Annotated in this window: 13 protein-coding genes and 1 pseudogene; 12 read left to right on the forward strand and 2 right to left on the reverse strand. The window is 72.3% G+C overall.

The window, feature by feature from the left end; all coding sequences use genetic code 11:
- Positions 1–188 precede the first annotated feature (188 nt).
- Together IE278_RS14840 and mycP are read left to right on the forward strand one after the other, a co-directional pair.
- Positions 189–1,190 (forward strand): hypothetical protein, encoded by a 1,002-nt coding sequence (locus tag IE278_RS14840; RefSeq protein ID WP_246570326.1) that lies wholly within the window; start codon positions 189–191, stop codon positions 1,188–1,190.
- Positions 1,187–2,404: a type VII secretion-associated serine protease mycosin gene (gene mycP, locus IE278_RS14845; RefSeq protein ID WP_189772472.1), complete on the forward strand. Its 1,218-nt coding sequence runs from the start codon at positions 1,187–1,189 to the stop codon at positions 2,402–2,404. The genes IE278_RS14840 and mycP overlap by 4 nt, the downstream gene beginning before the upstream one ends.
- A 67-nt stretch (positions 2,405–2,471) precedes the next feature.
- Here mycP and IE278_RS14850 read toward each other — a convergent pair whose 3' ends face one another.
- Positions 2,472–3,449 (reverse strand): serine hydrolase, encoded by a 978-nt coding sequence (locus tag IE278_RS14850; protein WP_246570327.1) that lies wholly within the window; start codon positions 3,447–3,449, stop codon positions 2,472–2,474.
- Positions 3,450–3,693: 244 nt separating this feature from the next.
- Between IE278_RS14850 and IE278_RS14855 the strand changes: the two genes are divergently transcribed.
- Complete coding sequence (locus IE278_RS14855; protein ID WP_189772475.1) at positions 3,694–4,425, forward strand: SseB family protein; 732 nt, start codon at positions 3,694–3,696, stop codon at positions 4,423–4,425.
- A gap of 58 nt (positions 4,426–4,483) precedes the next feature.
- On the opposite strand, the gene IE278_RS14860 is transcribed toward IE278_RS14855, so the two are convergent.
- Complete coding sequence (locus IE278_RS14860; protein WP_189772477.1) at positions 4,484–4,840, reverse strand: DUF1844 domain-containing protein; 357 nt, start codon at positions 4,838–4,840, stop codon at positions 4,484–4,486.
- 449 nt (positions 4,841–5,289) lie between these two features.
- On the opposite strand from IE278_RS14860, the pseudogene infC reads away from it, so the two are divergent.
- The 9 genes and pseudogenes from infC (at position 5,290) to IE278_RS14905 (ending at position 16,206) form a co-directional block, all read left to right on the forward strand.
- Positions 5,290–5,992 (forward strand): annotated as a pseudogene (infC, locus tag IE278_RS14865) (translation initiation factor IF-3).
- A gap of 129 nt (positions 5,993–6,121) precedes the next feature.
- A complete protein-coding gene (gene rpmI / locus IE278_RS14870; RefSeq protein WP_019065473.1) occupies positions 6,122–6,316 on the forward strand; it encodes a 50S ribosomal protein L35 in 195 nt (64 codons plus the stop codon).
- Between the two features lie 95 nt (positions 6,317–6,411).
- Positions 6,412–6,795, forward strand: coding sequence for a 50S ribosomal protein L20 (gene rplT, locus IE278_RS14875; RefSeq protein WP_024494113.1), 384 nt, complete (start codon positions 6,412–6,414; stop codon positions 6,793–6,795).
- A gap of 161 nt (positions 6,796–6,956) precedes the next feature.
- Entirely contained in the window at positions 6,957–7,799 is an 843-nt protein-coding gene (locus IE278_RS14880) for a TrmH family RNA methyltransferase (protein ID WP_189772479.1), read from the forward strand.
- A 122-nt stretch (positions 7,800–7,921) separates the two neighbouring features.
- Positions 7,922–9,076: a sensor histidine kinase gene (locus tag IE278_RS14885; protein ID WP_189772481.1), complete on the forward strand. Its 1,155-nt coding sequence runs from the start codon at positions 7,922–7,924 to the stop codon at positions 9,074–9,076.
- Between the two features lie 209 nt (positions 9,077–9,285).
- Complete coding sequence (gene pheS, locus IE278_RS14890) at positions 9,286–10,446, forward strand: phenylalanine--tRNA ligase subunit alpha (RefSeq protein WP_189772483.1); 1,161 nt, start codon at positions 9,286–9,288, stop codon at positions 10,444–10,446.
- Entirely contained in the window at positions 10,446–12,947 is a 2,502-nt protein-coding gene (pheT, locus tag IE278_RS14895; protein ID WP_189772485.1) for a phenylalanine--tRNA ligase subunit beta, read from the forward strand. Before pheS ends, pheT begins: the two co-directional genes overlap by 1 nt.
- 371 nt (positions 12,948–13,318) lie before the next feature.
- Positions 13,319–14,482 (forward strand): PP2C family protein-serine/threonine phosphatase, encoded by a 1,164-nt coding sequence (locus tag IE278_RS14900; protein ID WP_189772487.1) that lies wholly within the window; start codon positions 13,319–13,321, stop codon positions 14,480–14,482.
- Positions 14,483–14,865: 383 nt separating this feature from the next.
- The gene (locus IE278_RS14905; protein WP_189772489.1) at positions 14,866–16,206 is read left to right on the forward strand and encodes an NsdA family TPR-like regulatory protein; all 1,341 of its coding nucleotides are present in this window, start codon (positions 14,866–14,868) and stop codon (positions 16,204–16,206) included.
- Positions 16,207–16,245 lie beyond the last annotated feature (39 nt).

The raw sequence follows: 16,245 nt of genomic DNA on the forward strand, positions 1-16,245 counted from the left end.
CCGAAACCCCACCCCGCCCCACGACACCCCCCCGAACGGCCGGCGGCGACACCGCGCGGCGGTCTGGCCTCGGCCCGGCCGAGGCCCGGGCGGGCGGTGGTCGTGCCGGGCAGGGGAGCGGGGCCGGGTTGCACCCGCGTCCTGCTTCGGTGGCGCCCGGTGCTCATCAGTCCTTTGCGCGGCGGAGCGTGCCGTCCGCGCAGGGGCCGTCGGAGACCACCACCCGGCTGCGGCCCGTTCCCGCCAGGCCCGCCGGGCCGCCGCCGAGCGCGTCCCCGGTCAGCGGGGACGGAGCGTTCCGGGGTGAGTCGTTCACCGGGCCCGCCCGGCACATCCCCACGGCTCCGGAAGCGTCGCCGCTCCGGCCGTTCGTGTCCCTCGCGTCTCCGGACACGTACGACGTCGACACCGCGCGGGTGCGTCCGACGGGCCCCCGCCGGCGCAGCAGCGTGGCCGCCGCCGCGGCCTGCGTGGTGCTGGGGCTCGGCCTCATCGGCGGCGCGCTGACGGGGAGTTGGCTCACCGGGGACAGCTCGGGCGGCTCCGGCACACCGGACGCGTTCACCGCGGCCGGAGACCTGTGGCACAGCGTGCCCGTCGACGAACTCTTCCCGCCCACGGTCAAGGGCGACGGCGCGGGCCCCGGCGGCTCCGACCGCACCTGGACGCGTATCGCCGTGGCCCCCGACAGCGGCTGCGGGGACGCCTTCGACCCGCTCCTGCAGAAGGCCCTCGCGCCCGCCGGCTGCCTGCGCCTCCTGCGCGCCACCTACACGGACGCGACCCGCAGCCATGTGACCACGGTCGGCCTGCTGTTCACGAAGGCGGACGCCGCCGCCATGGGCGTACTGCACCGCCGGTTCGAGGAGCAGAAGCTCGACAGCCGCCGCGACCTCATGCCGCGCACGTACGCGGCGAAGGGCACCGTCGCGGCAGGTTTCGGCGACGACCAGCGCGCGTCATGGACGCTGTCGGTCCTCACCGACGCCCCGGTCGTCACCTACGCGGTCTCCGGCTTCGCCGACGGCCGTGCCGTGGGCGAACCGCAGCCCGCCCAGGACGCGATGAAGGCCGGCGCCACCACACCGCCCGCCCAGGCCGGCCTCGGCCACGACGCACAGGGCCTCGCCGACCGCGTCGAGCGCAGCCTCCGTAAAACCGTCGACTCGGCCACGGAGAAGCCTTCATGAGCCCCCGGACCCCGCGCGGCTCCCGCGGTGCGGCCCGCGGAGCACCCCGCGGAAGGGGCCTGCTGGTCGCCACGCTGGCCGCCGGTCTCGCCCTGCTGCCCTCCACCGCCGCCCACGCCGACGGCATCCGCGCGAAGCAGTGGGCGCTGGAGGCGATGCACACGCAGGAGGCCTGGCAGACGACGAAGGGCGCGGGCATCACCGTCGCCGTCCTCGACACGGGCGTCGACGACGAACACCCGGACCTCGCGGGCAACGTCCTCACCGGCAAGGACATGGTCGGTTTCGGCGCGGGCCGCGGCGACCGCCCCTGGGCACGGCACGGCACGGCGATGGCCGGCATCATCGCGGGCCACGGACACGGCTCGGGCAACGCCGACGGAGTCATGGGCATCGCCCCCGAGGCGAAGATCCTCCCCGTCCGCGTGATCCTGGAAGACGGCGACTCGGCCCGCGGCAAGGCCCGCAACACCCGCGGCAACGCCCTCGCCGAAGGCATCCGCTGGGCCGCCGACCACGGCGCCGACGTCATCAACCTCTCCCTCGGCGACGACTCCAAGTCCGCCCACCCGGAGGCCTCCGAGGACGCCGCCGTGCAGTACGCCCTGAAGAAGGGCGCCGCCGTGATCGCCTCGGCCGGCAACGGCGGCGAGAAGGGCGACCACATCTCGTACCCGGCGGCCTACCCGGGCGTGATCGCCGCGACCGCCGTCGACCGCTACGGCACCCGCGCCTCGTTCTCCACCCGCCGCTGGTACGCCACGGTCAGCGCCCCCGGCGTCGACGTCGTGATAGCCGACCCCGACCGCAAGTACTACGAGGGCTGGGGCACCAGCGCCGCGTCGGCCTTCGTCTCCGGGGCCGTCGCCCTGGTCAAGGCCGCGCACCCCGGTCTGTCCCCGGCGCAGATCAAGGACCTCCTGGAGGACACGGCCCGCAACGCCCCCTCCGGCGGCCGCGACGACTCCCTGGGGTACGGCTTCGTGGACCCGGCGGCGGCCATCAAGGCGGCGGCCGGTCTGAAGCCGGAGAACCTGAGCGCGGCGGCCAACTCCGACAAGTACTTCGGCGAGGGCCCGGACACCGCCGAGGACGACGGGCCCTCGACCGCCTGGGCCGGCCCCCTGGCGGGCAGCGTCGGCGGCGTCCTCCTCGTCGTGGCGGTCATCCTGTGGCGGGGCAGCAGGCGCCCCCGCGACCCCGAAACCCTGTAGGCCCTTCGATCTGCAGACACTCGATCTGTAGACCCTCGATACCCCGCAGGGGGCGTGGCGCGCCGGGTCAGGTCGTCGTCAAGGCGGTCACCGCGGCCTTCGCCGCCGCCTCCACCGTCGAAATCCCCCCGGCCTTGGTGGAGTTGCCGTCCGACAGCACCGCGACGAGGTATTCGCGGCCGTCCGCCGTCACCCGCCCGACACTGTTGATGTCCCACAGCCCGGTCGCGGTCCGCGGCAGCCACCCGTTCTTCAGGGCGAACCCGGTCGGCCCCGCGGCCGACACCCCCCAGTCCTGCCCCGCGGCGATGTCACCCATCAGCCCTCGCAGGTAGGCCCGGGAGTTCTCGTCGAGTTCCGAGTCGTCCGCGTCCCCGAACACCTGCCGCAGCAGGGTGAGCTGATCGGCGGCCGTGGTCTGCGTCAGCCCCCACAGCGCCCCCTCCCCGCCCTCGGTGCCGTCGAGGCCGAAACGTTCGTTGGCCCGCGCCAGCCCTTGAGCCTGGCCGATCGCCTCCCACAGCGCGGAGGCGGACGCGTTGTCGCTCTCGCGGATCATCGCGGAGGCATACGTCTTCTCCTGCGCGGTGAGCTCCCGCCCCGCGTCCTGGGCCCGCAGCAGCAGCGCGGCCAGGATGTCGGTCTTCACGATGCTCGCGGTGTCGAACGCCTCGTCGCCGTACACCGCGCTCCGCCCGGACTCCGTGTCCAGCACGGCCACCGACAGCCGCGCCCCGGCCTCGACGGCGACGGAACCCAGCGCCTCGGCGAGAGCCGCGTCCCCGGACGCGGGGGTGGGTTCCGCGGACGCGGATGCCGTCACAGGTTCCACCGTCGCCTCCGTCACGGCCTTCGTTCGGGTTCGGGATGACGCCGAGGAGGATACGATTTCACCGGCGTCATGCGCCTGCGCCGTCACGTACACCGTGCCCGCGCCCGTGACTCCCAGCAGTACGACGGAGGCGAGCGCCGTCCGCCCGAGACGCCCGAGCGGCCTGGCGCGGGACGGGCGGTCACCGTGCAGGCGTGCTCTGTGAGGGACCATGCCCCGAGCCTGGGCCGTGCCACTGTGCGCCCGGTTAGACGCGTGTGAGAAGCGTGTCAGGGATCGCTGAGAAACCCCTGAGTCCCGTGAACAGCCTGTTTCCGGGACGGGCAGGCACGGGCAAAAGGCCCGCGACCGGCCGACGGCGGCCCGCGTCGGCCCGTATCGGCCCCCGTCGGCGCACGCCGGCCCACGACAGCCCGCCGGAGCAGCCCGCCGCCCGCCCCCGATAGGCTCCGTGCCCGTGGCGAACAAGAACATCCCCGACCCCGGTTTCTCCGACGACGACGGCTCCGCCGATCCCCGGCTGAGCGCGGCGCTCGCGGCCTGGGCCGAGGACAGGTCCGCGCACGGCCCCGTCCTGGCGGCCCTCAAGGACGCGCGGCTCCTCGTCCCCGTCGTCGCCGTGCTCGGCGAGGTCGAGGAGGACGAGAACGGTCTGCGCCACGAGAAGACCAGCGACATGGCCGTCCCCACCCTGAAGGCGGGCGACCGCACCGCGCTGCCCGCCTTCACCTCCACCGCGTCGCTGGCCCGCTGGGACCCGGCGGCCCGCCCCGTCGCCGTACCCCTGCACCAGGCGCTGCAGGCCGCCGCGCACGAGAAGGCCGACACGGTCGTCCTCGACCTGGCGGGACCGGTCGCGTACGAGCTGACCGGCCCGGCGCTGCTGGCGCTCGCCGAGGGCCGTACGACGACGGACCCGCTGGCCGACCCCGCCGTGGTCGCCGCGGTACGCGCCGCGGTCGCCGCCGAGCCCCTGGTGCTCCGCGCCCACCTCGGCCCCGGGCGGGCCGACGGCACCCTGGCCCTCGTACTGGACCCGGCCGCCGCCCCGGCCGGCACCGCCCAGGCCGTCGCCCGGCGGCTCGCGGCCGACGAGACACTGCGGGCCCGCCTGGTGCGCGGCCTCGACCTGGCATTGCTGCCGGCCGAGGCGACGCCACCGGGCGAGCCCCTGTACGTACGCCAGTAGTTACTTTGATGGTCGGATACCTGGGAGCGGGGTCGCGGGGCCCCGGATCAGGTTCCGGTCAGCCGTAGACCGCGCCCGTGTACTTCTCGCCCGGGCCCTGGCCCGGCTCGTCCGGGACGAGCGACGCCTCGCGGAACGCCAGCTGCAGCGACTTCAGGCCGTCGCGCAGCGGCGCCGCGTGGAAGGAGCTGATCTCGGTCGCGCTCGCGTCGAGCAGCCCGGCCAGCGCGTGGACCAGCTTGCGCGCCTCGTCGAGGTCCTTGTACTTGTCGCCCTCCTCGGACAGGCCGAGCTTCACGGCGGCGGCGCTCATCAGGTTCACGGCGACCGTGACCAGGACCTCGACCGCGGGGACCTCGGCGATGTCGCGGGTCATGTCGTCGAAACCGGGGGTCTGGGGAGGGGTGTCACTCATGCCCCACACGATAGGCCCCGGCCCGCCGGGCCCCGCCCGCGGGAGACGCGTACGGCTCCGATGCGCGCCCGGAACCGATGCGCGTACGGCTCCGGCGCCGCGCCCGGAACCGGCGCGTGCCCGGAACCGGTGCCCGCACACCGATTCGCACCACCCGGGGGGAGCTGCTAACCTTGTGTAACGACCGGCCGGACACTCCTGTGCCCGGCCCACAAGTGGAGGCTCCGAACTCCCACCCGACCATCCTCCGGGAAGGCGGGTCACCCGGTCAGGCGGCCCCCATCGTTCCGTACGGACGATGGAGCCGCTGGATATGCGCCCCGCGGTTGACCGCGGCGGTGCTCCGGTCATCCTTGGAGCCACCGCCTGTGTCCCGTCCGGGGCATTTTTCATGTCCCATGGCGGTTGGTTCAGTGAGAAGACGTACGCGAGCTGTCTGCCAGACAGCCGTGTGGTGCTATCCGAGGAGGATCCATCAGCGCCGAGCCCCGCATCAACGACCGGATTCGCGTTCCCGAGGTACGACTTGTCGGTCCCAGCGGTGAGCAGGTCGGGATTGTTCCGCTTGCCAAGGCCCTGGAGCTTGCGCAGGAGTACGACCTCGACCTGGTCGAGGTGGCCGCGACCGCGCGTCCGCCGGTCTGCAAGCTCATGGACTACGGGAAGTTCAAGTACGAGTCGGCCATGAAGGCCCGTGAGGCGCGCAAGAACCAGGCGCACACGGTCATCAAGGAGATGAAGCTCCGGCCGAAGATCGACCCGCACGACTACGACACCAAAAAGGGTCACGTCGTCCGGTTCCTCAAGCAGGGCGACAAGGTCAAGATCACGATCATGTTCCGTGGTCGCGAGCAGTCCAGGCCGGAACTCGGCTACCGACTGCTGCAGCGGCTCGCCTCGGACGTCGAGGACCTCGGGTTCGTCGAGTCGAACCCGAAGCAGGACGGCCGAAACATGATCATGGTTCTCGGCCCGCACAAGAAGAAGACCGAGGCGATGGCCGAAGCCCGCGAGGCCCAGGCGGCCCGCAAGGCGGAGGCGAAGGCCAACCCGGGCAAGTCGCAGAACCACGCGGGTGACGACATCTCGGACGACGAGGTCGTCGAGACCGAGGCCGCCGAGGCCCCGGCCGAGGCTCCCGCCGAAGCCTGATCCCGGGATGCGAGTCCCAGGGGTTTCCGGACGCGAGTCCGGGGACGTCAACCGATCCATATGACGTTCCGTTGTGCCCGGTCTGACGACCGGGCACAGGAACGCCACCGACGAGGAGAGAACGGCGCCATGCCGAAGAACAAGTCGCACAGCGGTGCCAGCAAGCGCTTCAAGATCACCGGCTCCGGCAAGGTGCTCCGCGAGCGTGCCGGCAAGCGCCACCTGCTCGAGCACAAGTCGTCGCGCGTGACGCGCCGCCTCACCGGCAACGCCGAGATGGCCCCGGGCGACGCCAAGAAGATCAAGAAGCTTCTCGGCAAGTGACGTTCCGGCGCTCCGGCGCCGTATGTCAGAACCGGGACCCCATCGATTTCGGACCGTGTGACAACCACCACGGTCCCGCTACAAGGAGTTAACAAGTGGCACGCGTCAAGCGGGCAGTCAACGCCCACAAGAAGCGCCGGGCGATCCTCGAAGCCGCCAGCGGCTACCGCGGTCAGCGTTCGCGTCTGTACCGCAAGGCCAAGGAGCAGGTCACCCACTCCCTGGTCTACAACTACAACGACCGCAAGAAGCGCAAGGGCGACTTCCGTCGGCTGTGGATCCAGCGCATCAACGCTGCGGCCCGCCAGAACGGCATGACGTACAACCGCCTCATCCAGGGTCTGAACGCCGCCAACATCGAGGTGGACCGCAAGATCCTCGCGGAGCTGGCCGTCAACGACGCCAACGCGTTCGCCGCGCTCGTCGAGGTCGCGCAGAAGGCCCTGCCGTCGGACGTCAACGCGCCCAAGGCTGCGTGACACTGGCGCTGGCCTCGGCCGGAACCTCCGTGTGGGCTCGCTTGCCTCAGGGCTGCGGGCCCACATTTGTTTTGCCCGGGCATTGTTCCGTTCCAGAGGGCCGGCTCCTCAGCGCGGCAAGCGGTACGCCCCGCCCCCGTCCGTGAACCGAAGGTGAATTCATGTCCAGCGGCCCCGAGCTGATCTCCCCCCGCTCGCAGCGCGTCTCCGCCGCCCGGCGGCTCGCCAGGCGGAGCTTCCGGGGCAAGGAGCGGCTGTTCCTCGCCGAGGGCCCGCAGGCCGTGCGGGAAGCGGCCGCCCACCGCGTCGGCGGCGAGCCCGCGCTCGTCGAACTGTTCGCCACGGTCGACGCCGCCGAGCGGTACGCCGACATCGTGGGAGAGGCCCGGGACGCCGGAGCCCGGCTGCACCTCGCCGACGACGACGTGATCGCGGACATCTCCACGACCGTCACCCCGCAGGGACTCGTCGGGATCTGCCGCTTCCTGGACACCCCCTTCGAGAAGATCGTCGAGGCGCGGCCCAAACTGGTCGCCGTCCTGGCACATGTGCGGGACCCCGGGAACGCGGGCACCGTCCTGCGCTGCGCCGACGCGGCCGGCGCCGACGCCGTCGTCCTCACCGACGCCTCCGTCGACCTCTACAACCCCAAGTCCGTACGGGCCTCGGTCGGCTCGCTGTTCCATCTGCCCGTCGCGGTCGGCGTACCCGTCGAGCAGGCCGTGCAGGGGCTCAGGGACGCCGGGGTCCGCATCCTGGCCGCCGACGGGGCGGGCGAGGACGACCTCGACGACGAGCTGGACAAGGGCACCATGGGCGGACCGACCGCCTGGGTCTTCGGCAACGAGGCATGGGGGCTCCCGGAGGAGACACGTGCGCTGGCGGACGCCGTCGTGCGCGTACCGATCCACGGCAAGGCAGAGAGCCTGAACCTCGCGACGGCCGCCGCCGTATGTCTCTACGCGTCGGCTCGCGCGCAGCGTGCCCGCCGTGCTCGTTCCTGAGGGGGTCCGTCCGGTCACTCCCAGCTAGTAGGGTGACGGGCCCGGGGACCCGCCCCCAAGCTCTCGGCTGCGCTTGAGCAGGGAGGTTGCCCCGGATGCCGGACGAGAGGTGGGGTACGGGGATGAGTGTCGGCACGAGCGGTGCGCAGAGCGCGCTGCGGGCACACGAGGTGCGGAGCGCGCCCGCGCCCCGGCACGCCGGTCCCGCGGACCTCCCCGAACTCGGCATCGACCCCGACGACCTCCCCGACGGCCTGGTGATCGCCGACGAGCGCGGCCGGGTGATCTGCTTCAACGCCGCCGCCGCCCGGATCACCGCCACCCCCGCCGCCGAGGCCCTCGGCCACCATCTGGAGCGGGCCCTGCCGCTGGAGGACCTCGAAGGCCGCCGCTGGTGGCAGCTGACCGACCCGTACGGCGGTCTCACGATCCGGGTCGGACAGCCCGAGCGCAACCTCCTGCTCCCGGGCGGCCGGGAGGTCCTGGTCACGGCACGGTACGTACGGGTGCGGCCCACCGGCCCGGTCCGCCGGGTCGTCGTCTCGCTCCGCGACACCGAGGGCCGCCGCCGCACCGAACGCAGCCACGCCGAGCTGATCGCCACCGTCGCCCACGAACTGCGCTCGCCGCTCACCTCCGTCAAGGGCTTCACGGCCACGCTGCTCGCCAAGTGGGAGCGCTTCACCGACGACCAGAAGAAGCTGATGCTGGAGACGGTCGACGCGGACGCCAACCGCGTCACCCGTCTCATCGCCGAGCTCCTCGACATCTCCCGCATCGACTCCGGGCGCCTGGAGGTACGGCGCCAGCCGGTGGACATAGGCGCCGCCGTCGGCCGCCACATCCAGGCGTACGTGGCCTCCGGCCAGTCCGCCGACCGCTTCCTGCTGCGCATCGGCCAGCCGCTGCCCGACCTGTGGGCCGACCCCGACAAGGTCGACCAGGTGCTCAGCAACCTGCTGGAAAATGCGGTGCGGCACGGCGAGGGAACCGTCACCATCGACGTGGAGCCCGCACCGTCGCCCCGCGAAGGGGAGGACGTCTGCACGTCGGTCACGGTGAGCGACGAGGGCCCCGGAATCCCGGAGGAGTCCATGAACCGCGTCTTCACCCGCTTCTGGCGGGGCAGCAAGCGCGGCGGCACCGGCCTCGGGCTGTACATCGTCAAGGGCATCGTCGAAGCCCACGGCGGCACCATCACCGTCGGCCGCGCCCCCGAGGGCGGCGCACAGTTCCGATTTACGTTGCCCGTGGGCACCCCGGCGTATCTGCAGTAACGCCGAAGCGGCCCCCACGGGCGCGTTCGCACACCCAGCTCAGCTCGGACGGGCGTCCGGGACGAGCGCCCACCCCCGTTAGACTCGGCCTTTGGCACCTTTGCGTCCCCTTTTCAGGGACAGCGCATTCCAGGGCGCATTTCAGGGACAGCGCGTCCCGCGAGTCGCGACGGGGACCGTCGGCCAACCAATCGGAAGCACGGGAAGAGATGTCGGCACCGAACAAGTCGTACGACCCTGTTGAGGTCGAGGCACTGAAACCGGAAGAGATCGAGCGCATGCGGGACGAGGCGCTCGCCGCCTTCGCCGCCGCCGGTGACCTCGACACGCTCCAGGAGGCCAAGGTCGCCCACACCGGCGGCACCTCGCCGCTGGCCCTCGCCAACCGCGAGATCGGCGCACTGCCCCCGCACGCCAAGGCCGCCGCCGGCAAGCTCGTCGGCCAGGCCCGTGGCGCGGTGAACAAGGCACTCGCCGCCCGCCAGGTCGAACTGGAGGCCGAGCGGGACGCCCGTGTGCTGGTCGAGGAGGCCGTGGACGTCACACTGCCCTACGACCGCGTACCGGCCGGCGCCCGGCACCCGCTGACCACCATGATGGAGCGGGTCGCGGACGTCTTCGTGTCCATGGGATACGAGATCGCCGAGGGCCCCGAGGTCGAGGCGGAGTGGTTCAACTTCGACGCCCTCAACTTCACCCCGGACCACCCGGCCCGGCAGATGCAGGACACCTTCTTCGTCAAGGCCTCGAAGGGCGCTGAGGGCTCGAAGGGCTCCGAGGGCTCCACGGGCACGGACGGCGAGTCCGGGGTCGTGCTGCGCACCCACACCTCGCCGGTGCAGGCCCGCGCCATGCTGGACCGCGAGCCGCCCGTCTACATCGTGTGCCCCGGCCGCGTGTACCGCACGGACGAGCTGGACGCCACGCACACCCCGGTCTTCCACCAGATCGAGCTGCTGGCCATCGACGAGGGCCTGACCATGGCCGACCTCAAGGGCACCCTGGACCACATGGTCCGCTCGCTCTTCGGCGCCGACATGAAGACCCGGCTGCGCCCGAACTACTTCCCCTTCACCGAGCCGTCCGCCGAGATGGACATGCTCTGCTACGTCTGCAAGGGCGAGTCCGTCGGCAACCCCGACCGCCCCTGCCGCACCTGCTCCAGCGAGGGCTGGATCGAGCTGGGCGGCTGCGGCATGGTCAACCCGCGCGTGCTCGTCGCCTGCGGTGTGGACCCCCAGAAGTACAGCGGATTCGCCTTCGGGTTCGGCATCGAACGGATGCTGATGTTCCGCCACAACGTCGAAGACATGCGAGACATGGTCGAGGGTGACGTCCGGTTCACCCGGCCGTTCGGGATGGAGATCTGATGCGGGTCCCGCTTTCCTGGCTGCGGGAGTACGTCGACCTCCCCGCCACCGAGACCGGCCGCGATGTGCAGGCCAAGCTCGTGTCCGCCGGCCTGGAGGTCGAGAGGGTAGAGCAGCTCGGCGCCGGCCTCAAGGGGCCGCTCGTCGTCGGCAAGGTGCTGACCATCGAGGAGCTGGAGGGCTTCAAGAAGCCCATCCGCTTCTGCACGGTCGACGTCGGCACCGCCAACGGCACGGGTGAGCCGCAGGAGATCGTCTGCGGCGCCCGCAACTTCGCCGTCGGCGACAAGGTCGTCGTGGTCCTGCCCGGCGCCGTGCTGCCCGGCGACTTCGCGATCGCCGCGCGCAAGACGTACGGCAAGACCTCGCACGGCATGATCTGCTCCGGCGACGAGCTGGGCATGGGCGACGACGGCAGCGGCGGGATCATCGTGCTGCCGCCCGAGTACGAGGTCGGCACGGACGCGATCGAGCTGCTGGAACTCGTCGACGAGGTCCTCGACATCGCCGTCACGCCCGACCGCGGCTACGCCCTGTCGATGCGCGGCGTCGCCCGTGAGACCGCCACCGCCTACGGGCTCGACCTGCGCGACCCGGCGCTGCTCGACGTGCCGGGCCCGAACGCCTTCGGGCACCCGGTGCAGATCGCCGATCCGCTGGGCTGCGACCGCTTCACCGCGCGGACCGTCACCGGTCTGTCGCCCGAGGCACGCTCCCCGATCTGGCTGACGCGCCGTCTCCAGAAGGCGGGCATGCGCCCGATCTCGCTGGCCGTCGACATCACCAACTACGTGATGCTGGAGCTGGGACAGCCCCTGCACGCGTACGACCGTTCCCGGATCCAGGGTGCGATCGGCGTGCGCCGGGCCGAGCAGGGCGAGAAGCTCACCACCCTCGACGGCGCCAAGCGCACGCTCGACGCCGGGGACCTGGTGATCACCGACGACCGCGGGCCGATCGGCCTCGCCGGTGTCATGGGCGGTGCCAACACCGAGATCGACGACACCGAGGGCACCACCACCGAGGTCGTCGTCGAGGCCGCGCACTTCGACCCGATCTCCATCGCCCGTACGGCCCGCCGTCACAAGCTGGCCTCCGAGGCGTCCAAGCGCTTCGAGCGGGGCGTCGACCCCGAGGCCGCGGCCGCCGCCGCCCAGCGCACGGTCGACCTGCTGGTCCTCCTCGCGGGCGGTACCGCCGACGCCGGGGTCACCCAGGTCAGCTCCCCGTCCGCGCCGCACACCATCACCATCCCGGCGAACCACCCGGACAAGGTCGCGGGCGTCGACTACGGCCGCGAGACCGTCGTACGCCGCCTCCAGCAGGTCGGCTGCGACGTCTACGGGCAGGACGAGCTGATCGTCACCGTGCCGTCCTGGCGGCCCGACCTCACCGACCCGAACGACCTGGCCGAAGAGGTCATCCGCCTTGAGGGTTACGAGAACCTGCCCTCGACGCTGCCCAAGCCCCCCGCGGGCCTGGGGCTGACCGACCGGCAGCGGCTGCACCGCCGGGTCGGCCGCGCGCTGGCGGGTGCCGGGTACGTGGAGGCGCTGAACTACCCGTTCATCGGCACCGAGGTGCTCGACCAGCTCGGCCTGGACGCCGACGACCCGCGCCGCACCGTGGTGACGCTGGTCAACCCGCTCTCCGACGAAGAGCCCGCGATGCGTACGACGCTGCTGCCGGGGCTCCTCGGCGCGCTGCGCCGCAACGACGGCCGTGGCTCGCACGACCTGGCGCTCTTCGAGACCGGGCTGGTCTTCCGGCCGACCGGCGAGGAGGGGACGGCCGTACGGCTGCCCGTCGACCGCCGGCCCACCGACGAGGAGATCGCCGGGATCGACGCCGCGCTGCCGCGTCAGCCGCGCCGGGCCGCCGTCGTCCTCGCGGGCGCCCGCGAGCAGGCCGGCTGGTGGGGCAAGGGCCGTCCGGCGGACTGGGCGGACGCCGTCGAGGCCGCGCGGACCGTCGCCCGGGAGGCCGGGGTCGAACTGACCGTGCGCGGTGACCGGCACGCGCCGTGGCACCCGGGCCGGTGTGCGGCGCTGTACGCCACGGTGGACGGCGAGGAGACGCTCGTCGGGCACGCCGGTGAGCTGCACCCGCGGGTCATCAAGGCGTTGCACCTGCCGGAGCGCAGCTGTGCGATGGAGATCGAGCTCGATCTGCTGGAGCGGGCGGGTGCCGGTGTGGTTGTCGCGCCGCGCATCTCCACGTTCCCCGTCGCCACGCAGGATGTCGCGCTGGTCGTCGACCGGGACGTCCCGGCCGCCGACGTCGAGGCCGCGTTGCGTGAGGGCGCGGGTGAACTGCTGGAGTCCGTGCGGCTGTTCGACGTGTACGAGGGGGAGCAGCTCGGTGAGGGGCGGAAGTCGCTCGCCTACGCGTTGCGCTTCCGCGCGGCCGACCGGACGCTGACCGTGGACGAGGCGTCCGCCGCGCGGGATGCGGCGGTTGCCCTTGCGGGTGCTCGTACGGGGGCTGTTCTGCGTAGTTAGCTCCGCTGGTGTGGGGGCGGGGGCTGCGGGTTCGAGGGTCGGGTGCGGGTGCATCGTGGCTTGTTGCGCAGTTCCCCGCGCCCCTGAAGGCGGCGGTGGGCCCCCTGGGGTTGCTGGGTGGGTGCGGGTGCGTTGTGGCTCGGTGCGCCGTTCCCCGCGCCCCTGCAAGCAGGGGGTGCGTCGTTCTCCGTGACCCTGGAAGTGGGAGGGCGTCTCCGTTTGGGGGCGTCCTTTGTGCTGTTTGGGTGGGGCTCACTCATTTGGGTGACTTGGGTGGGGGATTCGGGGCTGTCGGGGGGTGTGGTCGACAGAATCGACCCGGCCGAACAGGCCGGTGCCTGCGCTGAACAGGGCCTAGGGGGGCCGTCGGCATGATCCGTACAAAGGCTCGGGGGAACCGTCCGACACTCGGTCGCGCCAGGGCCCGTGCCCGCCGCCGGCTCGGCCGCACCGAGGCCCGGCGTCTGGGCCGGAGCCGGCAGCGGCTGCGCCGTCTGCTCGCCCTGGGGCTGCCCACCGCCTGGGGCGCGGTGGCGATCACCTACAAGCTGGCCTGTCCACTCGCCCAGCAGAACGGGCTCGGCGCGCGGATCGTCACCTGCGCCGTGTTCTTCGCCGTCGGCACGGGTCTGGTGCTGCACGTCAGACGAGGGCTGCTGCGGGAGTTGCGGCAGATCCGCAGAGTGGCGGGGGCCGCTCAGGGCGTCCTCCTGCGTCCGCTGCCACCGAGTGTCGACGGGCTGAACATCGCGGCCGCCCAGGTGTCCGCGGACCGCGGGGCCAGTGTCGGCGGCGACCTGTACGAGGTGATCGGCACCGAACACGGCGTCCGGATCGTGATGGGCGACGTCCGCGGGCACGGGCTCGCCGCCATCGGAACCGTCGCGGCCGTACTGGGCAGCTTCCGCGAGGCCGTCCACGACGAACCCGAACTCCCCGGCGTGCTGCGGAAACTGGAGCGGGCCATGGCCCGGCACCTCAGGGAGCGCGCCAAGGCCGAGCACCCCTCGTCCGGGCTCGACCCCGACAACCCGGTCGCCGAGGAGTTCGTCACCGTACTGCTGCTGGAGATCGGCCACGACGGTGAGACGCGCGCCCTGAACTGCGGCCACCCATGGCCGTATCTGCTGCGCGCCGACGGGGGACCGGCCGAGCCGGGAGGCCGGGGGCGAGGGCGAGTGGAGCACCTGGGCCTCGGCGATCCGCTGCCACCCCTCGGGGCCTTTCCCCTCCCCGCCGAACTGCCCGTCGTCCGCTGCGGGCCGCTGCTGCCGGGCGAGGCGCTGTTCCTGTACACGGACGGTGTCGAGGACGCCCGCGACAGTGCCGGCCGCTTCTTCCCCTTACACGCCGCGCTCAGCGAGGCGACCCGCGCCCGCCCCACCGCACCGCAGGCGGTCCTGGGCAAGGTCTTCACCCAACTCCTCGCCCACGCCGACGGCTTCCCCGCCGACGACGTGGCCCTCCTGATACTGGCCAACGGCCGAACACAGATCCCGGCGCCGTACCGGGAGCAAGTGGCCACGCCCCTTTGAGGGCGCGGGACTGTGACATGTGCGGCTCCGCCGCGTGGGCGCGACCAGCCACGACGCACCCGCACCCGACGAGCGACCGTCGGCCCTCCTCCCGTACGACCCAGTGGAACGAAACAAGCCGGTGGAACGAAACGGCGCCGTCCGCCCGCCACGGAGTGTCGGGCAGGCAGCGGGGCGGACGGCGTAATTCCGGGCCGCCGCACTGTACGAGGGGGAGCCGGCGGCCCGGCCGGCCTCTTGCGAGGCAGTTCAGTCAACCGGCTCACCACTCTCAGCGACAGCGCGCGTACTGCCCGGATCCGGGCACTCCGTTCACACCCCGTGTGAAGGGAGAGGCGCTAGGTTGAAAAGCACCGTCTGCACCCAGCCATCGGATGGCCTTCATGCAGCCCAACACTCTGCTCGACGCGATCCTCGACGAGGCCGGAATCTCCCACGCGGGACTCGCCGCCCATGTGAACCAGGCAGGACGGGCACGCGCTCTCGCGCTCCGCTACGAACACACCGCCGTGGCACGGTGGTTGAAGGGGCAGCGCCCCCGTGGCCAGGTGCCCGACCTGATCTGCGAGGTCCTCGCGGCCCGCCTCCAACGGCCCGTCACGCTCGACGACATCGGCCTCGGAGTGCCCGGCGAACCGGCCACCCCGCACGGTACGACGCTCTCCGGCTTCGTCGAGCGGGCCACCGCGCTGTGGCGCTGCGACGAGCAGCAGCGCCCGCACATACTGGGCGCCCCCGCCGTCACGGGTACGCCCGCCGTGATGCCCGTGTGGGAGTGGGAGAACCCGCCGGAGGACGTGGACGTCTCCCGCGGCGGACGGCACCGCGTGCGCATGTCCGACATCGAGATGCTGCGCGCCGCCCGCGCCCACTACGAGCAGATGTACCGCAAGGCCGGTGGCGTCGCGACCCGCACGCGCATCGTCGGATTCCTCAACTCCGAGACCGCGCCGCTCCTGCGCGGCAGCTACACCGACGCCACGGGCCGTCAGCTCCACCGCGCCACCGGCGGCCTGGTGGCGATCGCCGGCATCTGCGCGTACGACTCCGACGCGCACGGGCTCGCCCAGCGCTACTTCCACCAGGCGCTCAGGCTCGCGAAGGCCAGCGGGGACAGGGGACTCGGCGCCTATGTGATCGCGCTCCTCGTCAACCAGGCGCTGTTCATGCGCGAGCACCGGCAGGCGGTGGCCTTCGCGGAGGCGGCGTTGCGCGCCGCGGGGCGCCACATCACTCCGGCGCTCGCGTCGGACCTCTCCGCGATGCAGGCCAAGGCGTACGCACACCTCGGCGACGGCAGCAGCGCGCTGTCCTGCATCCGGCGTGCCGAGCAGGCCGCCGACCGCATCCGGCGCGGCTACGAGCCGGACGAGACCGGTTATGTCCAGCCGGGCCTGGTCAACGTGCAGGTGGCGGAGGCGCTGTTGAGCCTCGGTGACCTGAGTGCCGCACGGGAACACGCGGCGGCCGCCGTGGACAATCCGGCGCACGACCGGGGCAGGGTGCACCGGCTCGCCATGCTCAGCCAGATCGAACTGCGCCAGGGGAACGCCGACAGAGCGGTGGTCACCGCGGTCGAGATGGCGGAACGCGCACGGGGGATGGAGTCCCAGCGGCTGCGCGACAGACTGCGGGCGGTACGCGAACACCTGGTGGCCAGCGGCTGCGCGGGCACCTCCGAGGCCGCCGAACTCATCGACGGAGCACTGCGCGTGCCGCTCTAGAGAACGCTCCGACCACTGATCGTCCCGACCGCCCCCGGG

It is taken from the genome of Streptomyces tauricus (assembly GCF_014650955.1).
In the GTDB taxonomy this organism is placed as follows: domain Bacteria; phylum Actinomycetota; class Actinomycetes; order Streptomycetales; family Streptomycetaceae; genus Streptomyces; species Streptomyces tauricus.

Bases quoted from the DNA above. Each gene is read 5' to 3' on its own strand.
- pheT (WP_189772485.1), top strand. From the start codon at position 10,446: ATGCGGGTCCCGCTTTCCTGGCTGCGGGAGTACGTCGACCTCCCCGCC.
- IE278_RS14905 (WP_189772489.1), top strand. From the start codon at position 14,866: ATGCAGCCCAACACTCTGCTCGACGCGATCCTCGACGAGGCCGGAATC.
- IE278_RS14885 (WP_189772481.1), top strand. From the start codon at position 7,922: ATGAGTGTCGGCACGAGCGGTGCGCAGAGCGCGCTGCGGGCACACGAG.
- IE278_RS14850 (WP_246570327.1), bottom strand. From the start codon at position 3,449: ATGGTCCCTCACAGAGCACGCCTGCACGGTGACCGCCCGTCCCGCGCC.
- pheS (WP_189772483.1), top strand. From the start codon at position 9,286: ATGTCGGCACCGAACAAGTCGTACGACCCTGTTGAGGTCGAGGCACTG.
- IE278_RS14880 (WP_189772479.1), top strand. From the start codon at position 6,957: ATGTCCAGCGGCCCCGAGCTGATCTCCCCCCGCTCGCAGCGCGTCTCC.
- IE278_RS14860 (WP_189772477.1), bottom strand. From the start codon at position 4,840: ATGAGTGACACCCCTCCCCAGACCCCCGGTTTCGACGACATGACCCGC.
- rpmI (WP_019065473.1), top strand. From the start codon at position 6,122: ATGCCGAAGAACAAGTCGCACAGCGGTGCCAGCAAGCGCTTCAAGATC.
- IE278_RS14900 (WP_189772487.1), top strand. From the start codon at position 13,319: ATGATCCGTACAAAGGCTCGGGGGAACCGTCCGACACTCGGTCGCGCC.
- mycP (WP_189772472.1), top strand. From the start codon at position 1,187: ATGAGCCCCCGGACCCCGCGCGGCTCCCGCGGTGCGGCCCGCGGAGCA.